Here is a 17401-nt window from a genome sequence, read left to right on the forward strand (position 1 = left end):
TTCATTCCTTATCTTGATTCGGAGTGTAACCGATCAGGGACTCCGCTAAGGGGCCACACACCTCCGGATGCCCCGCGCAGCAGTCGCGCACCAGGAAGCGGATGGCTTCCTGCATGTGGTTTAGATTCGCCCGATAGATGATCGAGCGCCCCTGACGACGGGATACCACCAGACCTGCCCGCGACAGCACAGACAGGTGCGCCGACATCGTGGCATGGGGCACCGATAGCTGCCGTGCGAGCTCGCCGGCGGCGAGCCCATCCGGTTCCTGGCGTACCAGCAGGCGAAAGACCGCCAGGCGTGTCTCCTGGGCAAGAGCGGAAAAGCTCTCGATTACGTTTGATGTTTCCATATTTCCAAAATTATGGAATTATTGGGGGCGTGTCAAGTCGTTCACTCAAGGTAGAAGCGTAGAACGTCCTAGCAGCACGCAACATCTTTCTATCCGCACATATGCAAGCCCGCATCAATGAGGGTCAACTGATGAGACTGCGACGTGTTCTGTTCCTGTGCAATGCCAACTCGGCCAGGTCCCTGATGGGCGAAGCCCTGTTACGTCACCTGGCGGGAGACCGCTTTGAGGCGTTCAGCGCTGGTTCCGAGCCGGATCGCCCCCATGAGATCACCTTGGCTACCTTGAGCAAGCTAGGTATCGACACTCAGGGGCTCGCCAGCAAGTCCCTGGGCGATTTCGCCGGTGAGCATTTCGATTCGGTGATCGTGCTTTGTGACAAGGCCCAGCAGGCATGCCGTGACTGGCAGGGCAGCAGTGATGAGTATCTCTACTGGGATATCCGCGATCCTCGCCTTATCGAGCGGTGGGATGCCTACGAGCAGGCGCTGGCCGAAATCCGTCATCGGCTATTGCTCTGGCTGGAGATCCAGGAGCGCGACGACATCGAGCGCTGAACCTCGATCCATCGAGACCCACGACTAAATTCAAAGCGAGGTAACTATGACTCTGCGTATTGGTATCAATGGCTTCGGACGCATTGGCAGATTGACGCTGCGCAGCCTCTGGCGCTCCGTCGAATCGGGCGAGGTCGAGATCGGCTTGATCAACGATCCGGGCGGTGACGCTGCCACCTTCGCCCACCTGCTGGAGTTCGACTCGGTGCATGGCCACTGGGCACCGGGAAAGGGAATCGACGCCACCGAGGCGGACATCCTCATCGACGGTCGGCGCCTAGCTTTTACCTCCAAGGTCGCCACGGCCGACAGCGACTGGTCGGGCTGCGACGTTGTCATCGAGTGTTCGGGCAAGATCAAGACCCGCGAGAAACTGCAGGCCTACCTGGACCAGGGCGTCGGTCGGGTGGTGGTAAGCGCGCCGGTGAAGGAAGAGGGCGTGCTGAACGTGGTGATGGGGGTCAATGACGACCGCTACGATCCTGAGACACACCGCATCGTCACCGCGGCGAGCTGCACCACCAACTGCCTGGCGCCGGTGGTCAAGGTTATCCACGAGACCTATGGCATCCGCCACGGCTCCATGACCACCGTCCACGATATCACCAATACCCAGACCATCCTCGACGCCCCCCACAAGGACTTGCGCCGAGCCCGTGCCTGCGGCATGAGCCTGATTCCCACCACCACCGGCTCGGCCAAGGCGATCACCGCCATCTTTCCCGAGCTCGAGGGCAAGCTGAACGGCCACGCCGTGCGGGTGCCCCTGGCCAACGCCTCGCTCACCGACATGGTCTTCGAACTCGAACGCGAGGTGACGGTGGACGAGGTCAATGCTGCTCTGAAGGCCGCCGCCGAGGGCCCGCTAGCCGGCATCCTGGGCTACGAGGAGCGCCCGCTGGTCTCCATCGACTACCGTACCGATCCGCGCAGCTCGATCATCGACGCGCTTTCGACCATGGTGGTCAACGGCACCCAGCTCAAGCTCTACGCCTGGTATGACAACGAGTGGGGCTACGCCAACCGGACCGCCGAGCTGGCGATGAAGGTGGGGAGTGAGCAGGTGGGCCATGTCTGAGGCAGGGAAGCTCGGGATCCGCTTGAAGGGGCTGCCCTTCGAGGTGCGCCAGTACCTGCTGATCACCGGCAACTACTGGGCCTTCACCCTCACCGACGGTGCCCTGCGCATGTTGGTGGTGCTCTACTTCCATCAGTTGGGCTACTCACCGCTGGAGGTGGCGCTGCTGTTCCTCTTCTACGAGGCCTTCGGCGTAGTCACCAACCTGGTGGGGGGCTGGCTGGGGGCACGCCTGGGCCTCAACCGCACCATGAACGTGGGCCTCGGCCTGCAGATCGTCGCGCTGGTCATGCTGATGGTGCCCGCCGCGGCGCTAACCGTGCCCTGGGTGATGGCCGCCCAAGCGCTCTCGGGCATCGCCAAGGACCTCAACAAGATGAGCGCCAAGAGCGCGGTCAAGGTGCTGGTGCCCAAGGACAGCCCTAGTGCCGGCAGTGCCCTCTACCGCTGGGTAGCGATCCTCACCGGTTCCAAGAACGCGCTGAAGGGGGCCGGTTTCTTCCTCGGCGGCCTGCTGCTGACTCTGATCGGCTTCCGCGGTGCGGTCATCGCCATGGCATTGATGCTCGTCGCGGTGTTGACGCTGTCGCTGATAAGGCTCAAGGCTGACCTGGGTCGCCAGAAGCGCAAGCCCAAGTTCACCGAGGTGTTCTCCAAGTCCCGGGCCATCAACGTGCTCTCGGCGGCGCGGCTATGCCTGTTCGCCTCCCGGGACGTGTGGTTCGTGGTGGCGTTGCCGGTGTTCCTCTACGACCAGCACGGCTGGAGCCATTGGACGGTGGGCGGCCTGCTGGCTATCTGGGTGATCGGCTATGGTGGGGTGCAGACCCAGGCGCCGCGCCTCACCGGCCTGGTCAAGGGCGGGGCGCGGGCCGTCACCGTGTTCTGGGCGTTGGCCCTGGCCGGCTTGCCAGCGCTGCTGGCCCTGCTGCCCCTGGCCGAAGTGGGCTGGTTGGTGACGGGGCTTTTGGCCTTCGGCGTGCTCTTCGCCGTCAACTCCAGCTGGCACAGCTACCTGATCGTGCACTATGCCCGCGCCGATGGCGTCTCCATGGACGTGGGCTTCTATTACATGGCCAACGCCATGGGCCGCCTCGCCGGCACACTACTCTCCGGTTGGGTGTACCAGGTGTATGGCCTGGCCGCCTGTCTGTGGATCTCGGCCGCTCTGGTGGCGGCCAGCGCCCTGATGGCTCTTGCGCTGCCACAGGAGGCGTCTGGGGAATGATGTGGGGCTACCCGACGCTGACCTTGCCCCACGGCTATCGACTGAGCCCCAGGACCCTCTACCCCATGCTGCATTCGATGGAGCGCAAGGGGGCCTGCCCTCCGTGATTAGTACAAGGGAAGCACACGACGCAGGCTCTACCGTCGCTGTTCGCGCTGGGCGCCGCCGTGCTCAACGGTCCCCTCAACCAGGGGATCATCCACGGCCTCAAGGTCAGTGGCGGCATTCTCGTCACCATGTAGCTGGCATCGTCCTCAATGCCAAACAGGCACTATCCCGATAAACATACTTGCCACGAAAACGCCCAAGATATGACGCACTTTTCTGACAACATTCTCCACCTGCCGGAATACCACGTCCTGGGCACCAAGGTGGAAGAGCATGATCTCCACTACCAGATCGAAGCTCCTGAGCCTCTAGCTTGCGAGGAATGCGGCGTTGAGAATGAGTTTGTCAGGTTCGGCAAGCGCGATGTGGCCTATCGTGACCTACCCATCCACGGCAAGCGGGTCACCCTCTGGGTGGTCCGTCGCCGGTACACATGTCGAGCCTGCGGAAAGACATTCCGTCCGACGCTCCCCGAGATGGTGGACACTCATCGCATGACGCGGAGGCTTTACAGCCATGTTGAAAAGGAGGCCTTCAACCACCCCTACGCCTATGTAGCCGATACCACGGGCCTCGATGAGAAGACCATACGCGAAATCTTCAAGAAAAAGGCTGAGTTCCTGGCGATTTGGCACCGCTTCGAGACTCCTCGTTGCCTGGGCATCGACGAGCTGTACCTGAATCGCCGCTACCGCTGCATCCTGACCAACTTGGAGGAGCGTACTCTGTTAGACCTGCTGCCCGGTCGTCAGCAGGACGCGGTGACGAAGCGGCTCATGAGCATGACTGAGCGCGACAAGGTCGAGATCGTCAGCATGGACATGTGGAAGCCCTACCGCCGTGCCGTTCAGGCGGTGCTGCCACAGGCCCGCATTGTGGTCGATAAGTTCCATGTGGTGCGTATGGCCAACGAAGCCCTGGAGAAGGTCCGCAAGGGGCTCAGGAAGGAGTTGACGGCCAACCAGCGACGAACCCTTAAGGGCGACCGGAAGATCCTGCTGAAGCGGGCTCACGACGTCTCAGACCGCGAGCGTCTCATCATGGAAACCTGGACAGGGGCCTTCCCCCAGCTCCTGGCAGCCTATGAGCACAAGGAGCGGTTCTACCACATCTGGGACTGTGCCACCCGGCGGGATGCTGAGAAGTCGTTCGCTGCCTGGATTGACGGCATCCCGCAGGGGCAGAAGGAGGTATGGAAGGATCTCGTCAGCGCTGTCAGTGGCTGGCGTGAGGAGATGCTGACCTACTTCGAGACCGACATCCCGATCACCAATGCCTTCACGGAGTCGATCAACCGGCTGGCCAAGGACAAGAACCGCGATGGCCGGGGTTACTCATTCGAGGTCATGCGGGCCCGGATGCTCTACACCGCCAAGCACAAGAAGAAGGCGCCGCGGACCAAGGAGTCTCCGTTCCTGGGCAAGGCCACCATGACCTACAGCATGGGTCTCCCCGAGGCCGAGAAGAACTACGGCGTCGATCTATCAACCTTCTGGGAGGATTAAGGTTTTGGTGGGTCAAAGGGGATCATCAACCACTTAATCCGGATACCCCCCAGAAATTGAAGCCAGCGAACCGCGGAACTTTCGGTAGATAGCCCGTCTCCATTCGCTGGATACGGAAGCCAGCGTGCTCGATGAGCTCGGGGATGGCACGGTTGAGATGGCAGCCCCCCGCCACCTTGCGCCACAGGGGGTTGACGCGATCCTGCCACTGGCGCACGGCCTCATCAGGTGCCGTGCCGTGTTCGCAGAACAGCAGTTGGCCACCCGGCTTGAGCACGCGACGCATCTGCTCCAGCGCCCGGTGCCAGTCCGGAATCGTGCAAAGGGTGTAGGTGAGCACCACGGTATCGACACTGTTGTCGTCGAGAGGAACCTCCTCGCCCGGCAGGTCCAGCCAGCGCACCTCGAACGGTGCGCCGATGACGTTGTGGCGGGCCTTGCGTCGCATGCCTTCGGAAGGCTCGAGCCCCCAGACCAGCTCGACCCGGTCCGGATCGTAGTGGGGAATATTGAGCCCGGACCCCATACCCACCTCCAGAACACGGCCCCGGGCTTGCGGCACCACGGCCGCCCGCTGACGATCGACCACCGTGTTGCCACACGCCAGGTGGAGGAAATGCGGCAGAACACGATTCTCGTAGAAGGACATCTGTATCGTCATCCCGTGTGGTTGCCAGGTGATCGAAATACGGTGTGATCGAAACCAGACCGGTTCGTTATGCCACCACCTTGAAGTAGCGCATCATACCGGCATCCTCATGCTCCATGTTGTGGCAGTGGTACATGTAGAACCCCTCGAAGTCCTTGAAGGTCAGAGCGATGCGCACCCGTTCCTCTGGGAACACCAGCACCGTGTCATGCAATCCCGCGTCGATGATCCCATCGTGCAGGTCCGTCTTGCCGCCCGCCGATATCCGCTCCTGAACCAGGAATTGCAGTCCATGAACGTGCATGGGGTGCGGCATCATGGTGTTGTTGACGAACTCCCAGATCTCCGTCTGCGCCAGCCGGACGATCTCGTCATCTGCCACCGTCGCGCCCTCCATCTGCCGGCCGTTGATCGTGAACCCCTGCATCATGCGCATGCCCAGCTCGAAGCGGCGTACTGGCGTATCGGCCTGAACCGGGGAGGCCGGCAGGTCTTGAGCCAAGCGTTCCGGCAGGGTTTCCGCATCGTTCGCCCGTGCGACGACGGCGAAGGTAACTAGCGAGAGCCGCTCGCTTCCCATCATGTCGCGCATCATGCCTCGATCCATCATCTCGCCCATTCGATCACCCATCATCCCTCGATCCATCATGCCGCCCATTCGATCGCCCATCATGCCCCGGTCCATCATGTCGCCCATTCGCTCGCCCATCATGCCGAGTTGGTACTCCTCGCTCACCAGCTGTACGGACTCTCCCGGCTCGGTGTCGCCAAAATCGACCCACAGATCGATCCGTTGGGCCGGCGCCAGTGTGACCGAGCGGCGCCGCTCGGGCTTGGCGAGCAGGCCACCGTCGGTGCCGATGACGGTCACCGCCCGGCCATCGCTCCAGGCCAGCTTGTAGATGCGCGAGTTGGAGCCGTTGAGCAGGCGCAATCGATATGGCTGCGTGGACACCTCGCGTCGCGCGTCCGGGTGGCCGTTCACCAGTACCCGCTCCCCGCGAAAGCCCTGCATGCGGGTCATCATCGCCCCCATGCCACCATCGTCGATGTACTGAAGCTCATTGCCATTGCTAAAGGTGCGATCCTGCAGGATGAGGACCAGTTCCCGCTCTCCGTCGGGGAGCTCCAAGGCACGCTCGGCGTCGTCGTTGATGATCAGTGGACCGGCAAGGCCGGCGTAACTCTGAAAGCCGACCCGGCCACCGTTGGGGCCGTGAGGATGGGGGTGGTACCAGTACAGACCGGCGCGATCCACGACATCGAAGGCGAGCGTCGTGCTCGTCGCCGGAGCGATCGGCAGGCGCGGCTGACCGTCCATTTCTGGCGGCACGTGCAGCCCATGCCAGTGCACGGTGGTGTCTTCGGGGAGATCGTTGTCGATGCGTACCCGCAAGCGCTGACCACGACGCAGGCGAATCAATGGCCCCGTATAACTCTCACCCACGGGCGTCAGGGTATCTTCAGGCCCGACGATTCGCTCGGCCGTGTAGCGCCAGACGTCGCTGGGCGCACCGGGCAGGATAGCCACCTTGTCCGGGTGGGCTCGCACACGCAGGTCGACGTCGAAGGGCCCCTCCATGGCCGTCGACGCGGACGCCGCCCGCAGAGCGGGGCGATATCCCCCGAGCCATACCCCGGCCCCCACCAGGGTCGACAACGCCGCCACACCGCCGATGCGGCGCAATACGCTACGTCGCTGCAGGTCGACATAAGCCATGATGCTCCCCCTCTTCTATGGTTGTCGGCGGCCCCGGCTCATAGCTTGGCGGCGCGTAGCCTCAGTGCGTTGGCGATGACCGAGACCGAGCTCAGGCTCATCGCGGCGGCGGCGTAGATGGGACTGAGCAGCCAGCCGGTGAACGGAAACAGCACCCCGGCGGCCAGAGGCACCCCCAGGCTGTTGTAGACGAAGGCGAAAAACAGGTTCTGGCGGATATTGCGCATCACCCGGCGACTGAGATGGCGGGAGCGAACAATGCCGGAGAGATCCCCTCTCACCAGGGTCACCCCCGCGCTCTGGATGGCGACATCGGTCCCCGTGCCCATGGCGATACCGACGTCAGCCTCGGCCAGGGCGGGGGCGTCATTGACGCCGTCGCCGGCCATGGCGACCACGCGCCCGGCCTCGCGATGCTCGCGCACGATACGCCCCTTATCTTCCGGCAGTACGTCCGCTTCAATTTCGTCGATACCAAGTTGGCGCGCCACGGCTTCGGCGGTGGTACGGTTGTCGCCGGTGAGCATAACCAGGCGCAGGCCATCCTCTTTGAGCGTCCGGATCGCCTGTGCGGTGGTTTCCTTGATCGGGTCCGCGACACCGATGAGTCCCATGACCTGATCATCGGCCACCAGGAACATCACGGTTTGCCCTTCGGCTTGCAGCGTCTCGGCACGCTGCGTCCATTCCCGCGCCTCCACACCACGTGTTTCGAGCAGCCGGGCATTGCCAAGCGCAAGCTCGCGTCCTTCGACCCGACCGGTGACCCCCATGCCGGTCACCGCCTCGAAATCGCTGGCATCGCTCAGCTCGACATGATGCTCTTGCGCAGCACTGACAATGGCCTCGGCCAACGGATGTTCGCTGCCTCGCTCGAGGCTGCCGGCAAGTTGCAGCAACTGCGTTTCATCGCTGCCGGAAACGGGCTCGAGGGATACGACCCGGGGTTTACCCTCGGTGAGGGTGCCGGTCTTGTCGACGACCAGGGTGTCGACTTTCTCGAAACGTTCCAGTGCCTCGGCATTCTTGATCAACACGCCCGCCCGGGCCCCGCGACCGACCCCAACCTGGATCGACATCGGCGTCGCCAAGCCGAGCGCACAGGGACACGCGATGATCAGCACCGATACCGCGGCGATCACCGCGTAGGCCATCGCCGGCGGTGGCCCCCAGATCCCCCAGGCAATAAATGCCAGGATCGCCACGGTAACCACCGCGGGGACGAAATAGCCGGCGACCACGTCGGCAAGCCGCTGCACGGGCGGCTGCGAACGCTGCGCTTCGGCCACCATCTCCGCGATCTTCGAAAGCACCGTGTCCTCGCCGACCTTGTCGGCGCGCATGACGAAGCTGCCCTGACCATTCACGGTGCCGCCGATGACCGTGTCGCCCTCGCGCTTCTCGACGGGAAGGGACTCCCCGGTCACCATCGACTCGTCCAGCGTGCTGTGGCCCTCGAGCACCTCGCCATCGACCGGCACCTTGTCACCGGGGCGTACCCGTAGACGGTCACCGGTACACAGCTCGTCGAGCGAGACCTCCTCGTCATTGCCCTCGGCATCGATGCGTCGTGCGGTCGGCGGCGCGAGATCGAGGATCGCGCGCAGCGCACTGCCGGTCTTCTCGCGGGCGCGGGCCTCGATCACTTGACCGAGCAGGATCAGCACGACGATCACCGCCGCCGCCTCGAAATACACGCCGACCGAGCCATCGGCGTCACGGAAAGTGGCCGGGAAGACCGCCGGGGCGAGCGTGGCGACGACACTGTAGCCATAGGCCGCCCCCACACCGAGGGCGATCAGCGTGAACATGTTGAGGTTGCGGGAGACGAGAGACCTCCAGCCACGCAGGAAGAATGGCCATCCGGCCCATAGCACCACGGGCGTAGCAAAGATCAGTTCGATCCAGTGCCCGCCGCCGGCGGGCAGCACCTCGTCCAACCCAGGGCCGATGCCGGGCAGCATACTGCCCATGGCGACGAACAGTACCGGCAGCGTCAGCAGGCCGCCCACCCAGAAACGTCGGAACATGTCGAGGAACTCGGCGCTGCGTTCCTCTCCGGAAACGCGGGTGGGCTCGAGTGCCATGCCACACTTGGGGCAGTCGCCGGGCTCATCCTGCCGCACCTCCGGATGCATGGGGCAGGTATACTGGACCCTCGACGGTGGTTGCGGCTTGACGGGTTCCAGCGCCATGCCGCACTTGGGACACTCCCCCGGCTCGTCGCTCTCCACGCCAGAACACATGGGGCAGAAATAATTGGCCTTGCCACTGGGCTTCGACGCAGCCGCCGAGGTGGCGGCAAGCACGACGCCCGGATCCCCGCGAAAGTGCTCGGCGCACTGCTTGCTACAGAAATGGTAACGCTCACCGCGATGCTCGACGCTCTCCGTCGAGGCGGGATCGACGCTCATGCCACAAACGGGGTCTTTTTCCATGACGAACCCTCCATTGTACAAAAGGTTCCTGTTGCGTGGTCGGTGGCCTTTCTCCTCGCTGATATGAACAGGTTACACCTTGCCACCGCCGCCGACCCGACTACCCCAGTGTCGCCAGCGAGGGAAACCAGTCGACCATGATGCTGGAAAGCCGCGTCATGGTGCCCGAGACGATGGCGATGCCCATCAGGATCACGATCGTGCCGGCAACTGGGCGAGCATAGGCGCTCCACCTACCCAGACTTTGCCGATGCAGGGCGAATCGATTGATCAGCAGGGTGCTGGCGAGAAAAGGCAGCGCCAGGCCCGCCGAGTAGGCGCTGAGATAGAGCATGCCGGCCTGGGCACTGGCGGCGCTGGAGGTGGCCATCAGGATGGCGCCCAGGATGGGGCCGATACAGGGCGTCCAGCCGATGGCGAAGGAGACCCCGAACACCGTCGCCGACAGCGGGGAGCCACCCTGGACCTTCGGTGTGAACTGAAGGGTGCGCTGGAACAGCGGCAACCGGAACACACCGGTCATGAACAGGCCCAGCACGATCACCGCCGAGCCGGCGACCCAGTTGAATTCCTGGCGATACCCCCGCATCAGCTGGCCGATACCACTGGCGCCGAGTCCCAACAGGATGAACACGATGCTGAAGCCGAAGACGAAGAAGGCACTGAGGATCAATGCCTCCAGGCGTCTATCGGCCTTGCCGGCACTCCCGCCCGTGACCACCGACAGGTAGGCCGGCAACAGCGGCAAGGTGCAGGGCGAGAAGAAGGAGACCAACCCGCCGGCGAAGGCACCGATCAGACCGATAGAAGAGAGAGATTCCAAGGCGTTACGCTTCCTGGGGGGCAAGGTGCTGGGCGCGAAGCAGCCTGGGGCCAGCCGCCTGCTTCGCATTTGGTTCGGCGGATGATTCTAAAGGTTGTGTCTACCTCAAGGTCAATCACGAATAAATGACTATCGATATAATCTAAAGAGATAACCCACCTTCCTTCGAAAGCCCTTGACCTTAAAGTTGACTTCAAGGTTATCGTGCGTAGTGCATCATCCGACACTTGCCATAGATAAGGATAGCGAGATGACCCTACAGCTAGGGGAGATAGCTCCCGATTTCACGGTCGAATCCACCGAAGGCACGCTTGGCTTTCATCAGTGGCTGGGCAAGGACTGGGCCGTGCTGTTCTCGCACCCCGCCGATTATACGCCAGTCTGCACCACGGAACTGGGCGCATTTGCCAGGCGCAAGGACGAGTTCGCCGCGCGTGGTGTCAAGCTGGTGGGGGTGTCGGTCGACCCCCTCGCTTCTCACCACGACTGGGCGGAGGATATCGAGCAGACCCAGGGCGCGGCCCTGAACTACCCCCTGCTGGCGGACGCGGACCAGGTGGTGGCTCAGTTGTATGGAATGATCCATCCGAAAGCCGACCCCAAGGTGACGGTGCGTACCGTCTTCATTATCGATTCCGACAAGAAAATCCGCCTGACCTTGACCTACCCGCCCAGCACCGGGCGTAACGTCGACGAGATCCTGCGGGTCATCGACTCGCTCCAGCTAACCGACAAGCACAAGGTGGCCACACCCGTCGACTGGCAAAACGGTGACGATGTCATCATCTTGCCGTCGCTCTCGGATGACGACGCTAAAGAACGTTTCCCCGAGGGTTGGAACGCCAAGACGTCCTACCTGCGAGTCGTGCGTCAACCGGACTAACGGAGCCACGGCTCGTGAATCAGGCCGCCTGTCCCAGACGGCCTGTCGGAAGCTCCGATTCACAGTGTCGTGAGGTGAAGCCATGCAAACACTCAGTATCGGCGAGCTTGCCGAACGCAGCGGGGTCGCCAGCCAGGCGATTCGTTTCTACGAGAAAGAGAAACTCATGCCCGCCCCCCAGCGGACGGACGCCAATTATCGGCGTTATCCCCTGGATGCCGTGGCCAGGCTGCAATTCATCGTCCATGCCAAGCAGTGGGGCTTCACGCTCGAGGAAATCCGTGAGCTGTTGATCCTCCAGGATGCCAACGGCGACCGGGCGCAGGCCAAGCGCATCGCCGGAGAGAAACTGCACAAGATCCGCGAGCAAATTCGACATCTCTCGCGGATCGAGGCCGTGTTGTCGAAAACACTCGACGAATGTGCGGGCGAAGGGCCGATGCAGGAAGGCTGCCCGATCGTCGAGGCCATCGCCGAGAAGGCCGAATGAGCGACATCGTCGCCTCCGGCAGTGTAACGCCGGAGTCCCGAAGCGCGCACGCCGGGCCGGCAGGTAACTAAGCCAGGAGACCACAGTAATGACGGAAAACGTCGATATCGAGATTCGGGGTATGTCCTGTGCGTCCTGCGTCGGACGGGTGGAGCGGGCCCTCGGCCAGCAGCCGGGCGTGATTAACGCTCAGGTGAACCTGGCCACCCAGAAGGCGACGATCCAGATGGAGGGAGGCTCCACGACGGCCAGCCTGCTCGACGCTATCGAAACGGCGGGCTATCAGCCGGTGGTGGAGAGCCTCGAGATTCCCGTCACCGGCATGAGCTGCGGATCCTGCGTCTCGCGGATAGAACGAGCGCTCGGCAAGCTGCCCGGCATGGTGGAGGTGAGTGTCAATCTCGCCACCCAGAAGGCCTTCGTCCGTTTCCTGCCGGGGACCGTATCGCTGGCACGCATTCAGCATGCCATCCGCGAGGCGGGCTATGAACCGCAGGAAACCGAGTCGCAGCAGCAGGCGGACGACGAGGATCGCGAGGGACGACAGCTTCTCCACCGGGTCATGCTCGCGGCAGTGCTCACCATCCCGGTGGTCATCATCGCCATGGGAAAAGTGATTCCCGCCTTTGATGCGCTCTTGGCGAGCATGATGCCGCATCGCGGCTGGATGGGCGTCGAGTGGCTGCTGACCACGCCCGTGCAGTTCTATGCCGGGGCACGCTTCTATCGCGGTGGCTATGCCGAACTCCGGCATCTCAACCCGGGCATGAACAGTCTGGTCATGATCGGCTCGAGCGCCGCCTACTTCTATTCGGTCGCCGCCCTGCTGGTGCCCGGCTTTTTCCCGGCTGGTACCGCCGTGAGCTACTTCGAGGCGGCAGCGGTGATCGTGACGCTGATCCTGTTGGGACGCTACTTCGAGCACATCGCCAAAGGCCGCACCTCCGAGGCGATCAAGAAGCTCCTGCAGTTGCAGGCAAAAACCGCCCGCGTCATTCGCGATGGTGAAGCGGTCGAGGTGCCGATCGAGGCCGTCGTGCCCGGTGATCGCATCCTGGCCCGCCCGGGCGAGCGCATCCCGGTGGATGGCATCGTTGAGGAAGGCCATTCCTTCGTCGACGAGTCGATGATCAGTGGCGAACCGGTACCGGTTGCCAAGCAGCAGGATGCCGAAGTCGTCGGCGGCACCATCAACAAGAACGGCGCGCTTACCTTCCGCGCCACGCGGGTCGGTGCCGACACCGTGCTGTCGCAGATCGTCAAGATGGTGGAAGCGGCCCAGGCCGAGAAGCCCCCGATCCAGCAACTGGCCGACAAGATCGCCGGGGTGTTCGTGCCCGCAGTGATCGTCATCGCCCTGATCACTTTCGGGGTGTGGTTCGCCTTCGGGCCGGCCCCGGCGCTGTCCTTCGCCTTCGTTACCACGGTGAGCGTGCTGCTGATCGCCTGCCCCTGCGCGATGGGCCTGGCCACCCCGACCGCGATCATGGTCAGTACCGGCAAGGGGGCCGAGATAGGAGTGCTGTTTCGCAAGGGCGCGGCGCTTGAGACGTTGGCCAAGATGGATACCGTCGTGCTCGACAAGACCGGCACCCTGACTCAGGGGCGACCCGAGCTGACCGACTTCGAAGTGATCGAGGGGCACGAGAACGAGGTGCTTCGCCTTGTCGCGGCGGTGGAAGCCCAGAGCGAACACCCCATCGCCGAGGCCATCGTGCGTGGTGCCCGAGCACGTGGACTCGAGCTGCCGGCCGTCAGCCATTTCAGCGCCGAGCCGGGCTACGGCATCGAAGCCGACGTCGCCGGTCACCGGCTTCACATAGGGGCCGATCGCTACATGAACCGGCTCGGGATTGGGCTCGGCAAGGCGGAAGAGCGCGCCAAGGCGCTTGCCGAGGATGCCAAGAGCCCCCTCTATGCCGCGGTGGACGGCCGACTCGCCGCGGTCATCGCGGTGGCCGATCCGCTCAAGGAGGGCTCGGTCGAAGCCATTTCAGCACTCAAGGCGCAGGGGCTGGAGGTGGCCATGCTCACCGGCGACAACCGTGGTACGGCCGACGCCATCGCTCGTCAAGTTGGCATTCAGCGCGTACTCGCCGAGGTGTTGCCTGACCAGAAGGCGGACGAGATCAAGCGACTACAGGCCGAGGGCGGCAAGGTCGCCTTCGTGGGCGACGGGATCAACGATGCCCCGGCGTTGGCGCAGGCCGACGTGGGCATCGCCATCGGTACCGGGACGGATATCGCCATCGAGGCCGGCGACGTAGTGCTGATGCGTGGCGACCTGAGGGGAATCGTCAATGCCGTGGCGCTCTCCAAGCGTACCCACCGGACCATCATCGGGAATTTCGTCTGGGCCTATGGCTACAACGTGGCGCTGATCCCCGTGGCGGCGGGCGTGCTCTATCCGTTCATCGGCGTATTGCTCAGCCCCATGCTGGCGGCAGCCGCCATGAGCGTCTCCAGCGTCTTCGTGTTGACCAACTCGTTGCGGCTACGCCGCTTCACGCCGGATATCGATGACGCTTCGCCGGTGACGAGCGGTGAACCCCAGACAGGTCAAGTCCACCAGGCCTAAGCAGCGAAAGTCAACAGGAGACCAGGATGATGGGAAGCGAAGCATGCACGTGGGGGATGGCGGGGATGGGGCTCATTTCCATCCTGCTGATTATTGCGTTGGTGCTTGGCGTCGCCGCGCTCGCCAAGTATCTGTTCTTCGGAAAGAAGCGTGATAGCTGACAACCAATCGCTACGACAGGTTCGATTCCCCGGGTTGATCAGAGAGCGATGAAGAGGCCGTTCATGAAGAAAATCATCTACTCCACTTATTGCCTTGCTGTTGTAGGGCTGTTCGGTCTCATTACGCTCCCCGCTCTGGCGGAGGAAACGGGGGGCGATTCTCTTGAAGGCCACCAGGCCATTAGTACAGCCGATACTGGAACACCCCTGCCCGCATCGATTACGGCATTATTGGATCAAGGACTCAAATTCCACGGAACCTTTAATGCCCCGGGAGATATACAAGGTTATGCCTTGTCCTATGATAATGAGCCCGTGGCGGCTTATATTCCCTCCACTTCCGACCACGCCATCATCGGTACCTTAATTGATCCTCAGGGCAACGCTGTAATGGAAAATCAACTTCAAGCTCTGGTGCTGGAACCGATGCTGGAAGCTACCTGGAGCGCGTTCGAGGACACTCGCTTTATTCCGGAAGGACCTGATAGTGCGTCACATATCGTGTATACGCTGACCGACCCCAATTGTCCCTACTGCAATGCGCTGTGGAAGAGCTCACGGTCTCTAATCGATCAAGGTGAGCTTCAGCTTCGTCATGTGCTGGTCGGCGTTCTGTCAGAGGACAGTCTCCGCAAGGCGGCCGCGATCCTTGAGTCGAATGACCCAACCAAAGCCCTCGAAACCCATGAATTGAACTTCCGCAATGGCGGCATCAGTCCGGTGGTGCCGTCGGAGGAGAGTCGAGCGCTTCTTAGGCGGCATGCCCAGCTCATGCGCGAGGCCGGCGCCACGGGAACGCCGACCAGCTATTACCGCGATGAAGAAGGTAATGTGCAGCGCATCAATGGTGCGGTGTCGACCGACCGGCTTCGCAACATATTGGGTGTCGAATGACACGCCATAACGGCACAGGGGTGACATGAGATGTCATCTCACACAACTGAGATGAGTATGGCAAGCACGCTCGGTGTAAAGCACAGGCTCATATTGGGAGCTTCTGTGCTGATTGGCTTGGTGACCCTCTATTGGATCCTGATGGAGACCGGTGCCTTATCGACGCTCACCAATAAGCAGGCTCTGCGTGAGTGGGTTGGCCAGTTGGGGGGCTGGGGGCCATTGACCATTATCGCCATGATGATAGCGGCCATTGTCATGAGCCCGATACCCAGTGGGCCGATCGCCATGGTGGCCGGTGCGATCTACGGCCCTCTATGGGGGACGGCGTATGTGGTCATCGGTGCCGAGGCCGGCGCGTTGCTCGCCTTCGGCATCGCCCGCCTGCTCGGCTATGAGGTGATCCATCGCTGGTCGCGTACTCGTCCCATCCTCGACTGGCTGGGCAGAGAACGCTCTCAAACCGGGTTGATGCTCGTCGTATTCGCATCGCGATTGGTGCCATTCATTTCGTTCGATGCCGTCAGCTACGCGGCGGGCCTGACACCGCTGGCCTTCTGGCGTTTCTTGATTGCCACGCTGGCCGGGGTGGTTCCGACGGCTTACTTGATCGTCATATTCGGCGAAGTCCTGATTACCGCCGACTCCCGTGGCCTCACGGTCGCGCTGATCCTCGCGAGTGGGGTCACGCTCCTGCCGCTCCTGGCGAGAGTTGTGTGGACTCGGCATCGAAAGCGACGGACTAGCTCCAATTGACGGCTGCCGATGCCGATTGCCTCGCCCGGGTAAGCGGATTAAATGGTTGATCTTACCTTTGCATGAGAGTGAGACAGACCGGCATCTCATCGGATTATCTGGTTGATGCTTCACCTACTGCTGGTGCATGTTTCCTTCGCTAATTCCAGCAAGAACCCCACACGCCTCAACTTCCCGGTCATCGTTGCAACTCGCTCTCAGTGAAACGAGTTGTTTCTCAAGCGCTTGCAGAGCGGTTATCTGCGACCGCACATGAGAGATGTGATCATCGAGCAAGGCGTTGACGGCGGTACAAGGCTGATGAGGGTCGTCCTGATAGCTCTGTAGTTCGTGAATCTCAGCCAGTGACAGGCCCAGGATTCTGCAGCGACGGATGAAGGCCAGCCCCTCACCATGCTTCTCGGTATAGACACGGTAACCGTTGTCCTGCCGATCAGGCGGCGGCAACAAGCCCTGCTGTTCATAGAAGCGGATCGTCTGTGTTTCGACCCCTACCAACTGCGCCAACTGACCAATGCGCATCAGCCTCCTCCCCAACGGATTCTTTACTCTATTGACCTTATAGTAGCTTTATAGTTTTAAATGGTACCACAACATTGTTCAAGTGGAGTCGTATCATGAGCAAATCCTGTGGTGGCGCCTGTGGCGGTGATGCAACGTCCGCAGCGGATACCGATATACAGGCCTCCTCCGAGGCGCCAGGGAGATGGGTCAGTGTTTATGCCGTGCCGAAGATGGACTGTCCATCAGAAGAACGAATGATTCGCCTAGCCCTGAACGGCTTTGAGGAGATTCGGGCGCTGTCCTTCGACTTGTCGAACCGCCGGCTGAAGGTCGTGCATGACGGCGAGGTCGAGCCCGTCACCTCGAAACTGAAGACCTTGGGGCTAGGCGCCTCGCTTCAGGAAACCGTCGCTGCAAATCCGGAGACCATCAAGGCCGCCGAGTTTTCGGCAGCTTCTGCTAAGCAAGAATCCGGGACCCTGCGCTGGTTGCTCGGCATCAATGCACTTCTGTTCGTGGTGGAAATGACTGCCGGTCTGATCGCCCGGTCCACCGGCCTGATTGGAGAATCCCTGGACAATTTTGCCGATGCGGCGGTGTACGGGCTTGCCCTTTATGCGGTTGGACATAGCGTGAAAATGCAGGTACGTGCCGCGCATCTTGCTGGTGTACTGCAA

General features: G+C 62.1%; 16 protein-coding genes and 1 pseudogene. 11 read left to right on the forward strand and 6 right to left on the reverse strand.

The features are described 5' to 3' along the window. Nucleotide 1: 1 nt before the first annotated feature. Nucleotides 2–352 carry an ArsR/SmtB family transcription factor gene (locus IOC61_RS11095; protein ID WP_008958326.1) on the reverse strand — a complete coding sequence of 117 codons (351 nt, stop codon included), beginning with the start codon at nucleotides 350–352 and terminating at the stop codon, nucleotides 2–4. 131 nt (nucleotides 353–483) lie between these two features. Here IOC61_RS11095 and IOC61_RS11100 point away from each other — a divergent pair, with 131 nt between their 5' ends. The 4 genes from IOC61_RS11100 to IOC61_RS11115 all read left to right on the forward strand — a co-directional run bounded on the left by IOC61_RS11100 (nucleotide 484) and on the right by IOC61_RS11115 (nucleotide 4828). Then, complete coding sequence (locus tag IOC61_RS11100) at nucleotides 484–909, forward strand: arsenate reductase ArsC (protein ID WP_008958325.1); 426 nt, start codon at nucleotides 484–486, stop codon at nucleotides 907–909. A gap of 46 nt (nucleotides 910–955) precedes the next feature. Next, entirely contained in the window at nucleotides 956–1987 is a 1032-nt protein-coding gene (locus IOC61_RS11105) for an ArsJ-associated glyceraldehyde-3-phosphate dehydrogenase (RefSeq protein ID WP_008958324.1), read from the forward strand. After that, the gene (arsJ, locus tag IOC61_RS11110; RefSeq protein WP_008958323.1) at nucleotides 1980–3215 is read left to right on the forward strand and encodes an organoarsenical effux MFS transporter ArsJ; all 1236 of its coding nucleotides are present in this window, start codon (nucleotides 1980–1982) and stop codon (nucleotides 3213–3215) included. The genes IOC61_RS11105 and arsJ overlap by 8 nt, the downstream gene beginning before the upstream one ends. A 311-nt stretch (nucleotides 3216–3526) precedes the next feature. Further along, complete coding sequence (locus tag IOC61_RS11115; RefSeq protein WP_195688902.1) at nucleotides 3527–4828, forward strand: ISL3 family transposase; 1302 nt, start codon at nucleotides 3527–3529, stop codon at nucleotides 4826–4828. Nucleotides 4829–4853: 25 nt separating this feature from the next. On the opposite strand, the gene IOC61_RS11120 is transcribed toward IOC61_RS11115, so the two are convergent. The 4 genes from IOC61_RS11120 to IOC61_RS11135 all read right to left on the reverse strand — a co-directional run bounded on the left by IOC61_RS11120 (nucleotide 4854) and on the right by IOC61_RS11135 (nucleotide 10458). Continuing rightward, a complete protein-coding gene (locus IOC61_RS11120; protein ID WP_229333096.1) occupies nucleotides 4854–5489 on the reverse strand; it encodes a class I SAM-dependent methyltransferase in 636 nt (211 codons plus the stop codon). A 55-nt stretch (nucleotides 5490–5544) separates the two neighbouring features. Beyond that, entirely contained in the window at nucleotides 5545–7197 is a 1653-nt protein-coding gene (locus IOC61_RS11125; RefSeq protein WP_023007337.1) for a multicopper oxidase family protein, read from the reverse strand. Nucleotides 7198–7235: 38 nt separating this feature from the next. Then, nucleotides 7236–9635, reverse strand: coding sequence for a heavy metal translocating P-type ATPase (locus tag IOC61_RS11130; protein WP_133483784.1), 2400 nt, complete (start codon nucleotides 9633–9635; stop codon nucleotides 7236–7238). Nucleotides 9636–9735: 100 nt separating this feature from the next. Further along, entirely contained in the window at nucleotides 9736–10458 is a 723-nt protein-coding gene (locus IOC61_RS11135; protein WP_133483783.1) for a cytochrome c biogenesis CcdA family protein, read from the reverse strand. A 250-nt stretch (nucleotides 10459–10708) separates the two neighbouring features. On the opposite strand from IOC61_RS11135, the gene IOC61_RS11140 reads away from it, so the two are divergent. The 6 genes from IOC61_RS11140 to IOC61_RS11160 all read left to right on the forward strand — a co-directional run bounded on the left by IOC61_RS11140 (nucleotide 10709) and on the right by IOC61_RS11160 (nucleotide 16220). Then, nucleotides 10709–11341, forward strand: coding sequence for a peroxiredoxin (locus IOC61_RS11140; RefSeq protein ID WP_023007340.1), 633 nt, complete (start codon nucleotides 10709–10711; stop codon nucleotides 11339–11341). An 82-nt stretch (nucleotides 11342–11423) separates the two neighbouring features. After that, complete coding sequence (locus IOC61_RS11145; RefSeq protein WP_087720525.1) at nucleotides 11424–11831, forward strand: heavy metal-responsive transcriptional regulator; 408 nt, start codon at nucleotides 11424–11426, stop codon at nucleotides 11829–11831. Between the two features lie 88 nt (nucleotides 11832–11919). Then, nucleotides 11920–14409, forward strand: a complete 2490-nt coding sequence (locus tag IOC61_RS11150) for a heavy metal translocating P-type ATPase (RefSeq protein WP_195688903.1) — start codon at nucleotides 11920–11922, stop codon at nucleotides 14407–14409. Nucleotides 14410–14435: 26 nt separating this feature from the next. Next, nucleotides 14436–14570: a hypothetical protein gene (locus IOC61_RS17810; RefSeq protein ID WP_023005305.1), complete on the forward strand. Its 135-nt coding sequence runs from the start codon at nucleotides 14436–14438 to the stop codon at nucleotides 14568–14570. A 63-nt stretch (nucleotides 14571–14633) separates the two neighbouring features. Further along, nucleotides 14634–15464: a thiol:disulfide interchange protein DsbG gene (dsbG, locus tag IOC61_RS11155; protein ID WP_161629668.1), complete on the forward strand. Its 831-nt coding sequence runs from the start codon at nucleotides 14634–14636 to the stop codon at nucleotides 15462–15464. Nucleotides 15465–15569: 105 nt separating this feature from the next. Continuing rightward, nucleotides 15570–16220 (forward strand): TVP38/TMEM64 family protein, encoded by a 651-nt coding sequence (locus tag IOC61_RS11160; protein WP_299241265.1) that lies wholly within the window; start codon nucleotides 15570–15572, stop codon nucleotides 16218–16220. Between the two features lie 114 nt (nucleotides 16221–16334). Here IOC61_RS11160 and cadR read toward each other — a convergent pair whose 3' ends face one another. Further along, a complete protein-coding gene (cadR, locus tag IOC61_RS11165) occupies nucleotides 16335–16742 on the reverse strand; it encodes a Cd(II)/Pb(II)-responsive transcriptional regulator (RefSeq protein ID WP_004364961.1) in 408 nt (135 codons plus the stop codon). Between the two features lie 95 nt (nucleotides 16743–16837). Here cadR and IOC61_RS11170 point away from each other — a divergent pair. After that, nucleotides 16838–17401: pseudogene (locus IOC61_RS11170) on the forward strand (sodium:proton antiporter); the annotation flags it as partial.

Source organism: Halomonas sp. KAO (assembly GCF_015595025.1).
GTDB lineage: Bacteria > Pseudomonadota > Gammaproteobacteria > Pseudomonadales > Halomonadaceae > Halomonas.